Genomic DNA, 14,570 nt, shown 5'->3' on the forward strand with positions numbered 1-14,570 from the left:
CATTTGTTCATTTGGGTGGAAGAGTTAAAAAAACTGCAGAAAAGATTTTCTGCAGTTTTTTTCCATCAGATGACATTGCCATGCCGCCGTTAACATGGATGCACTGACCGGTAATATAAGCCCCTTCATCAGAAGCTAAAAGCACATATGCCCCTGCATGGTCGGCCGGCTGTCCCGGGCGTCCGAGCGGGGTTTTAAGCCCAAAGCTTTCCACTGTCTTTTCATCAAAGGTGGAAGGAATAAGCGGCGTCCAAATCGGTCCTGGTGCTACCATATTGACGCGTATCCCTTTTGACGCAAGATTTTGTGCAAGGCTGCGCGTAAATCCGACAATGGCCCCTTTTGTAGCAGTATAGTCTAGGAGTTTCGGATTGCCTACATAGGGATTAATAGATGCCGTTGAAATGATGGCACTGCCTTGTTTTAAGTGCGGGACGGCATATTTGCACATATAAAAGACGGAATAAATGTTGGTACGGAAGGTTTTGTCCCATTGTTCATGGGTAATATCTTCAATCTTTTCAGTAGGGAACTGCACGCCTGCATTATTGACCAAAATATCGAGTTTTCCAAACTCTGCTACCGTTTTTTCAACGAGCTGTTTACATGTTGCTTCTTGGGAGACATCCCCCGGTAGCAGCAGACATTGGACGCCTTCTGCTTCAACAAGGCTCTTCGTTTCTTCAGCATCGTTTTGTTCATTTAAATAGTTTATGGCTACGTTCGCGCCTTCTTTTGCATAAGCGATCGCAACAGCACGTCCGATACCGCTGTCTCCACCAGTAATGAGCGCCACCCGTCCTTTTAATTTTTCACTGCCTTTATAATTCAGCGGTTGGACAGGCCGCGGATTCATCAGCGATTCAATGCCCGGTTGTTCCGGCTGGGTTTGGGCAGGTTGTCCGTTTTTTTGCTGTTCGTAAATATTCATCGATGCATCCTCCTCCTTCATATTGCATACAGTATTTGTATAACCTGTAAAAAATCCAATAAACCTCAAAACAAAAACGGCAACGGTTTCAATTTTTGATGGCCAATGGGCGGCAACGGTTTCTGATTTGGCCCGTATTTTGTGCCACGGCCCGGTAGCGTGGTATTCTTTGCAAGATGCTGGCTTGCCGCGCCCGCAAAAAAACATGCCGGCAGCAAAAGAGAAGAATCACTGCTGCAATTATTTTCCAATCCAATAAAAATGACGGCAGTGGTTGCAACGGATGCGGGCAAGGCCATTACCGCCTCGGAATTGTTGACCTGCTTAGGACACTTAAATGCCGCCTTGAAAGAATGGCGGTATTTAGGTGAATGAAAACCAAGCAATAGGGCAAAAATTATTTTATCAATCAACCGGCTTGGGAGTGTTCGTGATGCACATCGAAGGGAATGTGATTAAAGGAGAATTTGATAAGAACCGGAATGAATTTTCACTGCAGCATGTCAAACAATTTGTTACATCATCGACCATCAATGCAAACCAGTTCAGATCCTTATATGATTATTTGAAGAAGCACCGGGATGACCATGAAGGCCAAATCTTGACCTTATATGATCAAATGCCGGTTCATTTATCCGCTGAAGATATCCATCTGTTCATTGAAGATCTTGAAAAACTGCAACCATTGTACCACCCGGAAGGAATGTAATGCCTCTTTCTGTAAAACCATGGATCAACTGGCCGACTATATGATCTCTTTTTACTCATTTTCATGCTTGTGCGGGTGTGGCATTGTGGATGTCTGGAAGGGAGGGATATCTGCAGCCGCGGTTCATTGTAAACAGGTGCCTGTATGTCCAAAAAAACATCTCCTGCTGGCATTTTCGGAGATGTTTTTTGCCGTGCATTTATTATATGGACGCTTCATTTCTATTCTGTGACCGTCAATTTCACAGTGCCTATTCCTTCAAATTTTCCGCTGTATGTTCCGGCTTCCAGCGGCTTTGGCAGGACAAATGTGCCGGATGAGACAAACATGCCCGGTTCAAGCGCTGCCTGATGTTCGCCTAGTTTTTTCAGCAGCCATTTTACGGCATGAACCGGATGCCCCATGACAGCTGAAGATTTGCCTTCATCGAGCACCTTGCCGTTAAGGAGCAATTGGCCATGGATATTATCAATATCGCCATATGTATAATCTTTGGCTTCCCCAAAAGCTACTTTTCCGCCGACAGCCCCGTCTGCGCAAACTTGTTCTTTTGGCATTTTAGGGAACCAGTCCTTAAATCGGGAATCAGGAATTTCCAATCCCGGTGCAACTTGTGTCTTTTGGATGATTTCTGCTTCAGACGCGTCTGCCGTAAGCCGTTCTTTTACAAGAAAAACCAATTCCAATTCGATCAATGGATTAAGCGTATCTTTGCTGAGGGATATATGATTTGTCACCTGCTGATCGGTCAACTCGCCGTACAATGGTTCACGCGCATCAAATAATGCCTGCGTTTCGGGGCTTGTCATGCTGATCTTATACCCATTTAACGTTTCGTGGTTTTCTTTTTTTGCCGCAGTAAAAGCATGCTGCATCCGATAAGCCTCATCTAAATCAATGCCTGCCGGAAAAACATCCTTATTCAGCGCTTTTCTATTTTTGTAAGCATCATATAAGGTATTTAAAAAAGCTTCCTTTAGCATCGCCAAACCACCTTCTCCAAAATTTTTATATTTATATAATTTATCTATCATTTTAACACTTTTCAGGAAGGTTGGAAAAAATTTTTTTGGAAAAGACGGCCTTTCTTCACGTAGAGGGCGTCTATGTTAAGGAAGCATGGAAAAACGACGGTCTTTCTTCACGTAGAGGTCGTCTACGTTAAGGAAGCGCGAAAAAACGAGTCTCTTCCTTAACATAGGGCGCGTTTCAAGTGCAAGCTTTTTCCTGCATTTTTATAACATACTTGCATTCAATTTTTATCAAAGCTGTCAGCATCCTTGCCAAACCTTTTGCTTATTCAGCAAACCCTAATTAGTCGAATAAATGATTTGCTTAAAATAAATTTAATTTAAAAAATGCTGAGTAAATAGCCTTTCTTATTGATATCAAATTCTGTATACTCACTTAAATCATATGAATAGAATTGCACTAAATGTTCAAGTACAGATTTATTTCCATATGTGACTTTTTTAATGTCTATGTTTATTTTGTTCACCTTATTTCATTTTTGGTTTTTCTTTACTTCTACCACTATTTTGATCTCGGGATGTGACGCTGCACCACTTAGTTTTATTTTACAAGCAGTTGCCTGTAGGATAAGGGATCTTTTACTAAATCTTCTAGTGTATATTTGTCGAGCACGCGGAGATAAGCGATGAGGGCTTCGTTTAAAACATGCTTTAATCCGCAAACGGGGGAGATGATACAGGCGGAAGCCCCGTCTTCCATACATTCGACTAATTTAAAATCATCTTCTGTTATGCGGATCAGTTTTCCGACATTAATTTCGCGGGGATGCTTGTTCAGGCATATGCCGCCTCCCCTTCCGCGCACTGTTTTGATCAGCCCGAGTTTGCTTAACTCGTATGTGATTTTCATTAAATGATTTTTTGAGATGTTGTAGGCATCCGCAATTTCTTTGATGCTGGCTAATTTTCCTTCTTCCAATGAAGCGAGATAGATTAATTCACGCAAAGCATAATCAGAGTAATGGGTTAAACGCATTTATATCACCTGCCAACCCCATTATACCCGTTCCCCTCGAAAATGGCGCTCATTTTTTCCTTTTCGGAAAATGTGATAACTTTATTAAAGATGTATTTAAAATATTGCTTTAAAAACAAAGGAGCACTATCTTAAAGATATATTTTAAATATTACTATTTGGAGAGTGGAAATCATGTTATCGCAGAAAACCATTGAGATCGTAAAATCAACTGTGCCCGTATTAAAAACACAAGGGACGGACATTACTACATACTTTTATAAAACCATGTTTGCAGCACATCCCGAGCTGCTGAATATTTTTAATCAAACGAATCAATCACGAGGAAGGCAGCAAACAGCACTCGCCAATGCCGTACTTGCGGCGGCTTCTTATATTGACCATTTGGAAACCATCTTGCCGGTTGTGGAACAAATTTCACAAAAACACCGTGGCCTGGGCGTTAAACCGGAGCATTATCCGATTGTCGGGGAATTTTTACTAAAAGCCATTAAAGAAGTATTAGGAGATGTGGCCACGGAAGAGGTTTTACAGGCTTGGGCTGAAGCATACGGGGCCATTGCTGATGTTTTCATTCAAGTCGAGAAAAAAATGTATCAAGAAGCTGAAACCCAAAGAGGGGGATGGGACGGTTTTAAACCGTTTAGAGTTGTAAAAAAGGTAAAAGAGAGCAATGTTATTACTTCCTTTTATTTAAAACCTACGGACGGGGGCCCGGTGCCATCCTATCTTCCGGGGCAGTACCTTACACTAAGAGTGAAAATTCCAGGCGAAACATATCTGTTTAACCGCCAGTACAGCCTTTCATGCGGGCCGGGGCATGAGTATTTCCGGATTTCGGTGAAACGGGAAGCAGATCATGAACCGAACGGGAAGGTGTCAACATATTTACATGATCAAGTAAAAGTGGGAGACGAGCTGGAGATCAGCGTACCGGCCGGCGTCTTCACACTTGACGATGAGGCTGCACCGATTGCCCTAATTAGTGGCGGGGTTGGCTTGACACCAATGATGAGTATGCTGGAAGCTTTAGCGGATGCCAGCTCTAAACGTGAAGTCCATTTTATTCATGCTGCCCGCAATGAAGAATTCCATGCTTTTAAAGAGGAAGCAAAGCACCATATTGAAAAGCTTGAAAACGGGCATTATTATTTTGGGTACGGGCATCCCCTTCACGAAAACAGCGGCTGCGATTTCACAGGCCATCTTTCCAAAGCATTTTTGGAAAAGATTGTAACCACGCAAACGGTTTGTTATATTTGCGGACCGGTTCCGTTTTTGAGAAATGCAGTGCAGATTTTAACGGAACTTGGCGTTGCCAAAGAAAATATCCGCTATGAATTTTTTGGGCCGGCAATGGAACTGGCGCCGGCTGCAGCCGTTTAACCGAGCGGGGGAAAGAAAACTCCGTGATGAAACGCTCATTTTTTCATGCCGGCACATCGTTTGCGACCTGAACCAGTCCCTTTTTCCCGCAATTTTAAAGCGGGAAGGGGCTGTCCCATTTTGGCTCATGCAATGAAGATCGCGAAATGCTTTTGGAAATAGTGACTGAATTTCACGATCAACCAACTGTTTCGTCCTTACAAAAATAAGGGGCTCCCATCAGCCGTCTAACGACTTTTGGGACAGCCCCTTTTTCATAAAATCAGCAGCAAGCTTGCGACAATTGGAACGGCAATCATCGAAGACTTTAGCAGCGAGACGGGGGCGCGGTTTGTAAATTTGGCACCGATGTATGCGCCGGACATTGTGCCGATGACGACTTCCACAAGGAGCCCAAGATCGAGTGTCCCTTGCTGGAAGCTGGCGAGTCCGCCGCCTATTGCAATTGGGATAATGACCATCATGGTTGTGCCGGCAGCCTGGCGGACGGATAAGCCGAGAAGGATCATTAAGCCAAGCTGGATAAATGGTGTCGAGCCGATCCCGAACATCCCTGAGAGCGCGCCGGTTACGATGCCGAGCAACAGCGAGCGGGTCACAAAACGGGGCCCGAACGGAAGGGTTTTTGCCTGGATGGATTGCTTTTGCAGCAAAAACATTCTGAGCCAGAGCAGAAAGGCTGAAAACATGAGCATGCCGGCTGTGAGCCATTTTAGTTCGCTACTCGCAATATGCGCGGAGACATGGGATCCGGCCCAGGCTCCGGCAGCGCCTATGATGCCGGTTGTAATGCCTGCTTTAATGGAGACATTGCCTTCCCGGTAATGGCTTACCGCCCCGGAAAATGAAGAAAAGATCATGGCTGTTAAAGCAGTCGCAAGCGCGGTATGGATCGAAACCCCGAATAAAATCGTCAGCAGGGAAATGATAAAGCCCGCGCCGCCTGCCCCGATAAAGCCTAAAATAAGTCCTGTTAAAAACATCGTAATCAAGATGGAAACATGCATGATGGAAAATCCTTCTTTCGCATTGTACTTCTTCCATTTTATCCGGAACCGCAGGCCTTGTCACGCTGCCGGTATTTGTGGCTCCATCTTAAAGAGGTGTGCCTGAGTTTCGCCCGCTGAATGCTTCTGATATGCAGCGTGAGAAGCGGCATGTGCGATGTAAAATGGCATGGTACGCGGTATGGAATGTCCTTTTGGGGGGGCAAAAGGAAAAAAGAGGCGACAACCATTTTGAAAATGTCTAATTAGGGTTTGCTAAATAAGCAAAATTCCTGGATTTGGCAAGGATGCTGACAGCTTTGGCATAAATGTAATGCAAGGGTTTTATAAAAAATGCAGGGAAAAGCTTGCACTTGAAACGCGCTCTATGTGAAGGAAGGTCATCGTTTTTGCTTGCTTTCTTAACGTAGACGGGCTCTATGTGAAGAAAGGCCATCGTTTTTCCGCGCTTTCTTAACGTAGACGTACTCTATGTGAAGGAAGGCCGTCAATTTTCCGCGCTTTCTTAACGTAGACGGGCTCTATGTGAAGGAAGGCCGTCAATTTTCCGCGCTTTCTTAACGTAGACGCACTCTATGTGAAGGAAGAGCCTCGTTTTTTCGTGCTTTCTTAACGTAAACGCGCCCTATGTGAAGAAAGGCCGTCAATTTTCCAGGCTTCCTTCACATAGGGCTTGCTAAAATAACCAAAATTCCTAGATTTGGCAAGGATTATGAAAGGATTATTCAGTTGGTTTTTGCACTTTCTTAATCTTGGTTTTATTTAAAGGTTGAGCCGGGGTCAAATCGGACTGTTGATGAATCAAGACGTAAAAAAGCGGCGCCTGTTTTGCAGCATGAAAAAAACGGCTCCATTCTTTTAGAACGGGGCCGTTTTGGCAGTTTATTGCGTAACCGGTACAGCGAGTAGCGCGCTCAGCATCCAGATGGTTTTTTCAACGCTTTCCACAAGCGTTGTTGCCATGTCAGCCGTGCCATAATCATGATTGTCTTCAGCAAGTGCGATCAATTTTTTCAGTTCGCCGGCGATTTGTTTGTAGTCTTTTACAAGGGATTCCACCATTTGTTCAGCGGTTAAGCCGGATTTTGCTTCTTCAATGGTTGCAATTTCGAGGTATTCTTTGAAAGAAGCAGCCGGTTTTCCGCCGATCGCAAGGATGCGTTCTGCAAAATCATCGACCACCGTGGCAGCTTCGTTGTACAGTTCTTCAAATTTTACGTGCAGCGTGAAGAACAGCGGGCCTTTTACATACCAGTGGTAGTGGTGCAATTTTGTGTATAGGACGCTCCAGTTTGCAACTTGTACGTTTAACGCTGTTTCAATATACATTTTCATTCCTCCCCGGGTTTTGGTCTTGCTATATTTTTATTATAATATATATCACTTAAAAGTCAATATTAAATTATAATAATTATAAACAAGGTGGGAATGTTGATAATTTGTCCGTCTCTATCTGGTTTAATAACAATACGCCCCAAATCATCATCCCCCAGCCGTCCCGGTTTTCTCTGGTATTAAACGCAAAGGCAGGGGACAAGCGAATGCGTTTATTGCACAATATGCTCCAATTAGCACTCCCCCGGCCGCTTCACCTTTCGCTGGTTTTAAAACGCAAAGGTAGGGCAAAGAAGCTCCGCTTGCCCTCGCTTTCTACACGGTACGCTTCTGAATAGGCATCCCCCGGCCGTCCCGGTTTTCTCTGGTATTAAACGCAAAGGCAGGGGACAAGGAAATCCCGCTTGCCCCCGTTTTCAAATGCAGGGACAAGGGATTCCCTTATTGCCCTTGCCATCCGTTTTCAAATTTCCCCCGGCCTGTTGCCCGGTTTTTGCGCTTAAACTGCACGGTACGATCCGGAATCAGATTTTCTCCTGGAACGGTTTTTAGTTTCTGTCGGTTTTAAAGACAATCCCGTTTTGTTTCCGCGATTTTTCAATAACCGAAAGGACTTCATAACTGGACTGGCGCAAGGTTTCATACGTTTTTCTATCATTTTGCGCGATGATATCGGCAAAATCATTGATTTCATACATCATATTTTGCGCTTCCTGCTTCCGCGAGAAGAGGACCGGCTCCTTTGTCCGCACATCGGCAAACTTCATCTTTTCCAATTCTGAGATGCCTTCAATAATAATGCTGCCTTTTTCGCCGTGGATTTCGCTCGGAATATAAGAATGGGAAATTTTTGAGCAGATCACGGTAATATTGAACCCTTCGTATTGCAGGACAAGGGTGCCAGCCCCGTCAATGCCGTTCCGCAAAAGGACCGGGAAGTACCGGCTGTCTTTCGGTGCGCCGAATAACCAGACCGCAAGCGAAAGCGGATAGACGCCAAGATCCATTAATGCCCCACCGGAGAAGTTCCGCGAGAATACGTTTGGCTCTTCACCGGCAAGGAATTTATCGTAGCGGGAAGAGTATTGTACATATTGGAAAATTCCGGTTCTGATTTGGCCAACATCCTTTAATTTTTCTTTTAAAAGGGCAGTATTCGGATAATGGATATTCCGGATTGCCTCAAATAAAAATACACCGTTCTGATCGGCAACACGAAAAGCTTCCTTAAATTCTTCCGTATTCGAAAAAATCGGTTTTTCGCAAATGACATGTTTTTTGTTTTTCAGAAAAACGAGCACTTGTTCAAAATGGAGCGCATTTGGCGACGCGATATAAACAGCATCAATGTTCTCGTTTTTTGCCATTTCTTCAAGATCCGTAAACATATTCGGTGCGCCATGTTTTTCCGCCATTTGTTCAGCGCTTTCTTTTTTGCGCGAGTAAACGGCTTCAAGGGTTAATTTTCCGGATAATTTTGCTGCTTCAATAAAAGCAGAGGTAATCCAGCTTGTTCCAACGGTTGCAAAACGCATAGCATCGCTTCCTTTTCTCATTTTATCTTGATACGTTCATTGTATCACATGTCGAAACGGTTGATAAACAGTGAGGATTCGACATAAAATTTTATAAATAAATGGATATTTTTGTTGAAAAAGATATATAGTTGAAATATATATACATAATCACAGGAATGCCCGGTCTTCATCAGACATATATTGAGCATGAAAGTTCATTTCAAAAAAGCTTGAAATACGGATTGATAGAAAGATAGGCAGGTGCAAAAATATGGGTGTCGGAAAAATACATTATGAATTTATGGATCTCCCGCTCCGCTTTCATCTTTTTTCTGCTGTTGTCGGAATGGACGGTATTTTAAAAAGCATTTCCTCTGATATGCAGACGGTAACGGGTTTTGATGCCGGCGACTGGGTAGGAAGGCCTTTTTCTGCTTTGATGCACCACGATGACCACAACAAATGGGCAGGCATTCTAAATGGAGAGAAAGAAGAAATGGGCCTTTTCATGTACAGGATGAAATCGAAAAACGGTGATTACAAATGGGTGGAGTCCACTTATGCGGTCTTTAAAGATCTAAAATATGGCGAAAAGCCCCATATCCATTTGCTGACGAAGGATATGACGGTGGTCAAGGAATTATACGATTATCTTGTATCATCTGAACAGCTGTCCATGGTCGGGCAGCTTGCCGCGGGCATTGCGCATGAAATCCGGAATCCGCTCACCTCGATTAAAGGTTTTTTGCAGCTGATGCAGGCGGGCGTGATTGATACTGGCCATTACCTTGATATTATGCAAAATGAAATTGAACGGATTGAAATGATTTCAAGCGAGCTGCTTTTTCTCGGCAGGCCGAAAGCATCGGATATGAAAGTTTGCTGCCTGCAAACATTGCTTGATGAAGTGCTTGTTTTAATGGAGACGCAATCGTACGGAAAAAACATCCAAATTGAGACGGTTTTTCCGTCGCAGCCCATTTTTATTTCTTGTGACGATTCAAAAATGAAGCAGGTATTTGTGAATTTAATCAAAAACGGCCTGGAGGCGATGGAAGAGGGGGGAACGCTGACCGTTGAACTTTCGGTGGCCGGGGAACGTGCAGCCGTTGCGATCCGGGATGAGGGAATCGGGATCCCACCGGAAAAATTGGAAAAAATCGGCCAGCCTTTTTATACGACAAAAGAGCGCGGCAACGGGCTTGGTTTAATGGTTTGTTACCAGATTGTAAGAGAGCATAACGGAGACATCTCTATTGATAGCAAACCTGGGGAAGGCACTGTTTTCACCGTGGTACTGCCTTGGGCGGGGCCGGACGGGGAGCAGAAGGCATCCGGCAGTTTTTGATGCGTGCCTGATGGCATCCGGCAATCCATGAAGGCAAGAAGTGGCCGTTTCCGGCAGATTTCTTCCATTGAGAATAAGGAAAAACTGTTGTATGCTTATGTACAGTCTCCAATGGCCGGATGATTTGTGCATTGTTTAACTGTTCATTAGAAAGGTGAGGGCCGATGTAAAAAAACGATGCAAAAATAAACCTACTCTACAACGATTGAAAGGAACTGACATATGGCAGGATTTAAAGATGAAGTGTTATCAAGAAGGACTTTTGCGATTATTTCCCACCCGGACGCCGGGAAAACAACATTGACGGAGAAGCTGCTTCTGTTTGGCGGGGCCATCCGTGCTGCCGGGACGGTCAAAGGTAAAAAAACCGGGAAATTTGCGACTTCCGACTGGATGGAAATCGAGAAGCAGCGGGGCATTTCCGTTACTTCTTCCGTTATGCAGTTTGAATATGCGGGAAAACGGATCAATATTTTGGATACGCCCGGCCACCAAGATTTCAGTGAAGACACATACCGGACACTGATGGCCGTCGACAGCGCTGTGATGATCATTGATGCTGCAAAAGGGATTGAGGCACAGACGATTAAACTGTTTAAAGTGTGCCGGATGCGGGGGATTCCGATTTTTACGTTTATCAATAAACTGGATCGCCAAGGGAGGCCGCCGCTTGAGCTGTTGGCTGAACTGGAAGAAATCCTCGGCATTGAATCGTATCCGATGAACTGGCCGATCGGCATGGGCAAAGAATTTCTCGGCATTTATGACCGTTATCACCGCCGCATCGAGCAGTTCCGCGTGGAAGAAGGGGACCGGTTTCTCACGTTAAATGAAGCGGGCGAAGTGGAAGGGGATGCCCCGATCAAAGAAAACGCGCTGTATGGCCAGGCGTTGGAAGAAATCATGCTCCTCGATGAAGCGGGCAATGAATTTTCGGAGGAACGGATTGCAAACGGCACGCTGACGCCGGTCTTTTTCGGCAGTGCCCTGACAAATTTCGGCGTGCAGACATTTCTGGAAACGTATCTTCAATTTGCGCCGCCCCCTCAAGGAAGAAAGACGGACGAAGGGGTGGTGGATCCGTTAAGCGAACAATTTTCGGGTTTTGTGTTCAAAATCCAGGCGAATATGAATCCCGCCCACCGCGATCGGATTGCGTTTATCCGTATTTGTTCTGGAAAATTTGAACGCGGCATGTCCGTCACGCTTGCAAGAACCGGAAAACAAATGAAACTGTCCCAGTCAACCCAGTTTCTTGCGGATGACAGGAGCACGGTTGAAGAAGCGGTTAGCGGCGATATTCTCGGCCTGTATGATACCGGCACATACCAGATTGGCGACACAATCTTCTCCGGGAAACAGCCGGTCCAATTTGAAAAGCTGCCGCAATTTACACCGGAACTGTTTGTAAAAGTATCGGCGAAAAACGTGATGAAACAAAAAAGTTTCCATAAAGGGATCAACCAGCTCGTTCAGGAAGGCGCGATCCAGCTGTACCGCACATGGCATACGGAAGATTATATTTTAGGGGCGGTCGGGCAGCTGCAGTTTGAAGTGTTCGAACATCGCATGAAAAATGAGTATAACTCCGATGTCGTAATGGAATCGATCGGTTCCAAAATTCCGCGCTGGGTTGAGGGGGATACGGTGGACGAATCCCTTTCCAGTTCGCGCAGTCTGCTTGTGAAAGACCGTTTCGGAAAACCGTTGTTTTTATTTGAAAATGATTTTGCATTGCGCTGGTTCACGGACAAGCATCCCGACATTAAACTGTATAATCCGATGAATTAAAAAACACTGTGCGGCTTTGCCGTACAGTGTTTTTTGCATTTTTCCGGGGCATGATAAGAACACGTAAAAACGGGAGGATTATGACTAGCCAACTTCAGCTTTAAAGGGGCATGTGCATGAAAAAATTAGCACCGCTTGAGGCGATTGTTTGGAACATTGCCTTGCCAGGGTTTGCCCAGCTTTTGGCGGGCCGTTATGTGAAGGGCATCATGTTTCTTTTTATGGAGTTTCTGATTAATGTGAACAGCCGTTTTAATGAAGCGATCATGCTCAGTTTTCTCGGAAGAACAAGGGAAGCCGGCAACATTGTCGATTACGGATGGCTGATGTTTTATCCTTGTCTATACTTTTTTGCCATGTGGGATGCATATAAAATGGCCCGCGGCAATCTTCAGCCGTATAGTTATCTGCCTTTTGTGTTTGCTGCTTACTTTGTAACGCTCGGATTAATGCTCTCCCCTGCGGTTATCGTCCGGCAAAAGATGCCCGGGCCTGTTTTTTTCCCGATGCTTTGCACCATCCCTGGACTTTTGGCCGGCGGGCTGCTCCGCATAATTTTAACGCGAAAATCGCATAAAAATAGTTGACGGAAATGGATGGATCCCATATAATCAAAATAACAGAATACTTTTGACAATTGTCAAAGGGGAGTAGCGTTAAGTGTGCATGGCACACTTAAAACAAAGTCGTCATTACATGATCCGTTTCGGCGGTCATCGGCTTTGTTGGCACCATTTGGATGTCTAGCAAGACCTTTGCCTGTACTGGCAAAGGTCTTGCTTTTTGTCTTTACAGGAAATTGTCAAAAGTGGCACTTCACTGATCACGCCGGTACGCGTCTTGGACCGGAATGCCGCTTTTGATCTGTAAGGGCAATGGTTCCGGGTGCCGGCAAAGGAGGACTTTGTGGAATGGATTTATCAATGCTATTCGAATATGCATGGGTGTTATGCGTATTGGTCGGACTGGAAGGAATTTTAGCTGCGGATAATGCGGTCGTGATGGCGGTGATGGTCAAACATCTGCCGCACGCGCAGCAAAAAAAAGCGCTCTTTTACGGGCTTCTGGGCGCATTTGTATTCCGGTTCACTGCCCTGTTTCTCATTTCGTTTCTTGCAAACATATGGCAGATTCAGGCTGTCGGGGCCGCTTACTTGTTTTTTATTATGATCCACCATTTTGTAAAAAAGCACCGGGAAAATGGCCCAAAACTTGCCGAAGCCGCATCGAAGCCGGTTTCTTTCTGGATGACCGTTTTTAAAGTGGAACTCGCCGACATTGCGTTTGCCATTGATTCTATGCTTGCAGCTGTGGCCATGGCTGTGACGCTGTCCCCGGCCGGCTCGTTTCAAATTGGGGGAATTAACGGCGGACAGTTCAGCGTTATGTTTTTAGGCGGGGTGATCGGACTGGTGCTAATCCGCTTTGCTGCCAACCGGTTTGTCCGCCTGCTGGAAAAATATCCGGGCCTTGAAGATGCCGCTTTTCTGATTGTCGGCTGGGTCGGGGTGAAATTGCTCGTTTTTACGCTTTCACACCCGGGCGTCGGGCTGATTGATGAACATTTCCCGGAGTCTGCTTTGTGGAAACTGATTTTCTGGGCGGTGATGCTTGCGATCGCAGCGGGCGGCTATTTTTTCTCCGTCCGCAAAAAAAATCGCAATAAAGAGGCGCAATCCGCCGGGAAATCGGGTAAAAAGCAGCAACAGATGTAAAAAAACCGGCAAAGCAGGCGAATCCCGCTTTGCCGGTTTTTCTTTTATTCCGGATTTTGCCCCAAAAGGCGGGACTGGGCCTCGCGCACGAGCCGTTTTGTCATTTCTCCGCCTACCGATCCGTTTGCCCGAGATACGGTATCCGATCCGAGCTGCACGCCAAATTCTTGCGCTATTTCATACTTTACTTGGTCCATGTATGCCTCAATCCCCGGTACCAACAATTTATTGCTGTTTCTCGCCATCATCATTCTCCTTTTTTTAAAAAGTTGGCTCCTCTTTCTGCCGCTCGTATTGCGGCCTTTATGAATAGTATCGGCCTCCGGGAAAGAATTATGTTTGGAAACAGTTGTATTTGCATGCACCCTGAGCCGGTTTTGACAGATATTGCGGCCATAAGGGCGGTGGTGCACGGGCATGCTAATGATGCAGGCAACCTGAAATGGAGGGGACGGCATGGCGAAACGAAAAGCGGAATTTGATACAGCCGCGAAAAATAACAAAACCCCGAAAGAGAATCTGACTGAAACAGCTTTCTCCACGGAATTTGCCCGCGGGGAAGAAGCGGTAAAAGGGGCAAACCGGAATTCAAAAAAAGGCAGGAAAGGGCGTTCATGAACCGCAGGAAACAAAATGTCCGGGAAGAAGCGGGGCTGGAATTCGGGGACATCAATGCCGGGAAGATATATGAAATCATGGCTGAAAGAGGAACCGGCAAAAAAAAAGAAAAAATGCAAAAAAATAAAGAATGAGGATGGCAGCCGCCATCCTTTTTTGCGGAAATGGCAGCAGGAATTCCACCGTTGGACCACGAATTATCACCA

Annotated in this window: 15 protein-coding genes and 1 riboswitch; of the genes, 8 read left to right on the forward strand and 7 right to left on the reverse strand. The window is 45.3% G+C overall.

The features are described from left to right. Window positions 1-7 precede the first annotated feature (7 nt). Complete coding sequence (locus tag NST70_RS05215; RefSeq protein ID WP_014095656.1) at window positions 8-931, reverse strand: SDR family oxidoreductase; 924 nt, start codon at window positions 929-931, stop codon at window positions 8-10. A 433-nt stretch (window positions 932-1,364) separates the two neighbouring features. Between NST70_RS05215 and NST70_RS05220 the strand changes: the two genes are divergently transcribed. Further along, window positions 1,365-1,640 carry a hypothetical protein gene (locus NST70_RS05220; RefSeq protein WP_035181975.1) on the forward strand — a complete coding sequence of 92 codons (276 nt, stop codon included), beginning with the start codon at window positions 1,365-1,367 and terminating at the stop codon, window positions 1,638-1,640. A 221-nt stretch (window positions 1,641-1,861) separates the two neighbouring features. On the opposite strand, the gene NST70_RS05225 is transcribed toward NST70_RS05220, so the two are convergent. Together NST70_RS05225 and NST70_RS05230 are read right to left on the reverse strand one after the other, a co-directional pair. Then, a complete protein-coding gene (locus NST70_RS05225; protein WP_035181974.1) occupies window positions 1,862-2,623 on the reverse strand; it encodes a fumarylacetoacetate hydrolase in 762 nt (253 codons plus the stop codon). Window positions 2,624-3,212: 589 nt separating this feature from the next. Beyond that, on the reverse strand, window positions 3,213-3,647 hold the full coding sequence (locus NST70_RS05230; protein WP_026683812.1) for an Rrf2 family transcriptional regulator: 435 nt from the start codon (window positions 3,645-3,647) through the stop codon (window positions 3,213-3,215). A 174-nt stretch (window positions 3,648-3,821) separates the two neighbouring features. Between NST70_RS05230 and hmpA the strand changes: the two genes are divergently transcribed. Beyond that, window positions 3,822-5,033, forward strand: coding sequence for an NO-inducible flavohemoprotein (gene hmpA, locus NST70_RS05235; RefSeq protein WP_026683813.1), 1,212 nt, complete (start codon window positions 3,822-3,824; stop codon window positions 5,031-5,033). Window positions 5,034-5,287: 254 nt separating this feature from the next. Here the strand turns inward: hmpA and NST70_RS05240 are convergent, their stop codons facing one another. The 3 genes from NST70_RS05240 to NST70_RS05250 all read right to left on the reverse strand — a co-directional run bounded on the left by NST70_RS05240 (window position 5,288) and on the right by NST70_RS05250 (window position 8,910). Further along, window positions 5,288-6,040 carry a sulfite exporter TauE/SafE family protein gene (locus NST70_RS05240; protein ID WP_017552138.1) on the reverse strand — a complete coding sequence of 251 codons (753 nt, stop codon included), beginning with the start codon at window positions 6,038-6,040 and terminating at the stop codon, window positions 5,288-5,290. 882 nt (window positions 6,041-6,922) lie between these two features. After that, window positions 6,923-7,369 carry a DNA starvation/stationary phase protection protein gene (locus NST70_RS05245; RefSeq protein WP_080666392.1) on the reverse strand — a complete coding sequence of 149 codons (447 nt, stop codon included), beginning with the start codon at window positions 7,367-7,369 and terminating at the stop codon, window positions 6,923-6,925. Window positions 7,370-7,923: 554 nt separating this feature from the next. Beyond that, window positions 7,924-8,910 carry a Gfo/Idh/MocA family oxidoreductase gene (locus tag NST70_RS05250; protein ID WP_328229490.1) on the reverse strand — a complete coding sequence of 329 codons (987 nt, stop codon included), beginning with the start codon at window positions 8,908-8,910 and terminating at the stop codon, window positions 7,924-7,926. A gap of 253 nt (window positions 8,911-9,163) precedes the next feature. Between NST70_RS05250 and NST70_RS05255 the strand changes: the two genes are divergently transcribed. The 4 genes from NST70_RS05255 (at window position 9,164) to NST70_RS05270 (ending at window position 13,746) form a co-directional block, all read left to right on the forward strand. Further along, entirely contained in the window at window positions 9,164-10,240 is a 1,077-nt protein-coding gene (locus NST70_RS05255; RefSeq protein WP_035189564.1) for an ATP-binding protein, read from the forward strand. Window positions 10,241-10,462: 222 nt separating this feature from the next. Further along, complete coding sequence (locus tag NST70_RS05260; RefSeq protein ID WP_179234348.1) at window positions 10,463-12,031, forward strand: peptide chain release factor 3; 1,569 nt, start codon at window positions 10,463-10,465, stop codon at window positions 12,029-12,031. A 116-nt stretch (window positions 12,032-12,147) separates the two neighbouring features. Then, window positions 12,148-12,618, forward strand: a complete 471-nt coding sequence (locus NST70_RS05265; RefSeq protein WP_014095643.1) for a hypothetical protein — start codon at window positions 12,148-12,150, stop codon at window positions 12,616-12,618. 46 nt (window positions 12,619-12,664) lie between these two features. Beyond that, a riboswitch (yybP-ykoY riboswitch) is annotated at window positions 12,665-12,809 on the forward strand. A 133-nt stretch (window positions 12,810-12,942) separates the two neighbouring features. Continuing rightward, a complete protein-coding gene (locus tag NST70_RS05270) occupies window positions 12,943-13,746 on the forward strand; it encodes a TerC family protein (protein WP_014095642.1) in 804 nt (267 codons plus the stop codon). A 44-nt stretch (window positions 13,747-13,790) separates the two neighbouring features. Here NST70_RS05270 and NST70_RS05275 read toward each other — a convergent pair whose 3' ends face one another. After that, entirely contained in the window at window positions 13,791-13,991 is a 201-nt protein-coding gene (locus tag NST70_RS05275) for an alpha/beta-type small acid-soluble spore protein (RefSeq protein ID WP_014095641.1), read from the reverse strand. 211 nt (window positions 13,992-14,202) lie between these two features. On the opposite strand from NST70_RS05275, the gene NST70_RS05280 reads away from it, so the two are divergent. Both NST70_RS05280 and NST70_RS05285 read left to right on the forward strand, forming a co-directional pair. Further along, a complete protein-coding gene (locus tag NST70_RS05280) occupies window positions 14,203-14,364 on the forward strand; it encodes a hypothetical protein (RefSeq protein ID WP_035189552.1) in 162 nt (53 codons plus the stop codon). Then, window positions 14,361-14,498 carry a hypothetical protein gene (locus NST70_RS05285; protein WP_193352498.1) on the forward strand — a complete coding sequence of 46 codons (138 nt, stop codon included), beginning with the start codon at window positions 14,361-14,363 and terminating at the stop codon, window positions 14,496-14,498. Before NST70_RS05280 ends, NST70_RS05285 begins: the two co-directional genes overlap by 4 nt. The last annotated feature ends 72 nt before the right edge of the window (window positions 14,499-14,570 follow it).

Source organism: Weizmannia sp. FSL K6-0777, assembly GCF_038593185.1.
GTDB classification, from domain to species: domain Bacteria; phylum Bacillota; class Bacilli; order Bacillales; family Bacillaceae_C; genus Weizmannia; species Weizmannia faecalis.

Bases quoted from the DNA above. Each gene is read 5' to 3' on its own strand.
- NST70_RS05215 (WP_014095656.1), bottom strand. From the start codon at position 931: ATGAATATTTACGAACAGCAAAAAAACGGACAACCTGCCCAAACCCAG.
- NST70_RS05220 (WP_035181975.1), top strand. From the start codon at position 1,365: ATGCACATCGAAGGGAATGTGATTAAAGGAGAATTTGATAAGAACCGG.
- NST70_RS05225 (WP_035181974.1), bottom strand. From the start codon at position 2,623: ATGCTAAAGGAAGCTTTTTTAAATACCTTATATGATGCTTACAAAAAT.
- NST70_RS05230 (WP_026683812.1), bottom strand. From the start codon at position 3,647: ATGCGTTTAACCCATTACTCTGATTATGCTTTGCGTGAATTAATCTAT.
- hmpA (WP_026683813.1), top strand. From the start codon at position 3,822: ATGTTATCGCAGAAAACCATTGAGATCGTAAAATCAACTGTGCCCGTA.
- NST70_RS05240 (WP_017552138.1), bottom strand. From the start codon at position 6,040: ATGCATGTTTCCATCTTGATTACGATGTTTTTAACAGGACTTATTTTA.
- NST70_RS05245 (WP_080666392.1), bottom strand. From the start codon at position 7,369: ATGTATATTGAAACAGCGTTAAACGTACAAGTTGCAAACTGGAGCGTC.
- NST70_RS05250 (WP_328229490.1), bottom strand. From the start codon at position 8,910: ATGCGTTTTGCAACCGTTGGAACAAGCTGGATTACCTCTGCTTTTATT.
- NST70_RS05255 (WP_035189564.1), top strand. From the start codon at position 9,164: ATGGGTGTCGGAAAAATACATTATGAATTTATGGATCTCCCGCTCCGC.
- NST70_RS05260 (WP_179234348.1), top strand. From the start codon at position 10,463: ATGGCAGGATTTAAAGATGAAGTGTTATCAAGAAGGACTTTTGCGATT.
- NST70_RS05265 (WP_014095643.1), top strand. From the start codon at position 12,148: ATGAAAAAATTAGCACCGCTTGAGGCGATTGTTTGGAACATTGCCTTG.
- NST70_RS05270 (WP_014095642.1), top strand. From the start codon at position 12,943: ATGGATTTATCAATGCTATTCGAATATGCATGGGTGTTATGCGTATTG.
- NST70_RS05275 (WP_014095641.1), bottom strand. From the start codon at position 13,991: ATGGCGAGAAACAGCAATAAATTGTTGGTACCGGGGATTGAGGCATAC.
- NST70_RS05280 (WP_035189552.1), top strand. From the start codon at position 14,203: ATGGCGAAACGAAAAGCGGAATTTGATACAGCCGCGAAAAATAACAAA.
- NST70_RS05285 (WP_193352498.1), top strand. From the start codon at position 14,361: ATGAACCGCAGGAAACAAAATGTCCGGGAAGAAGCGGGGCTGGAATTC.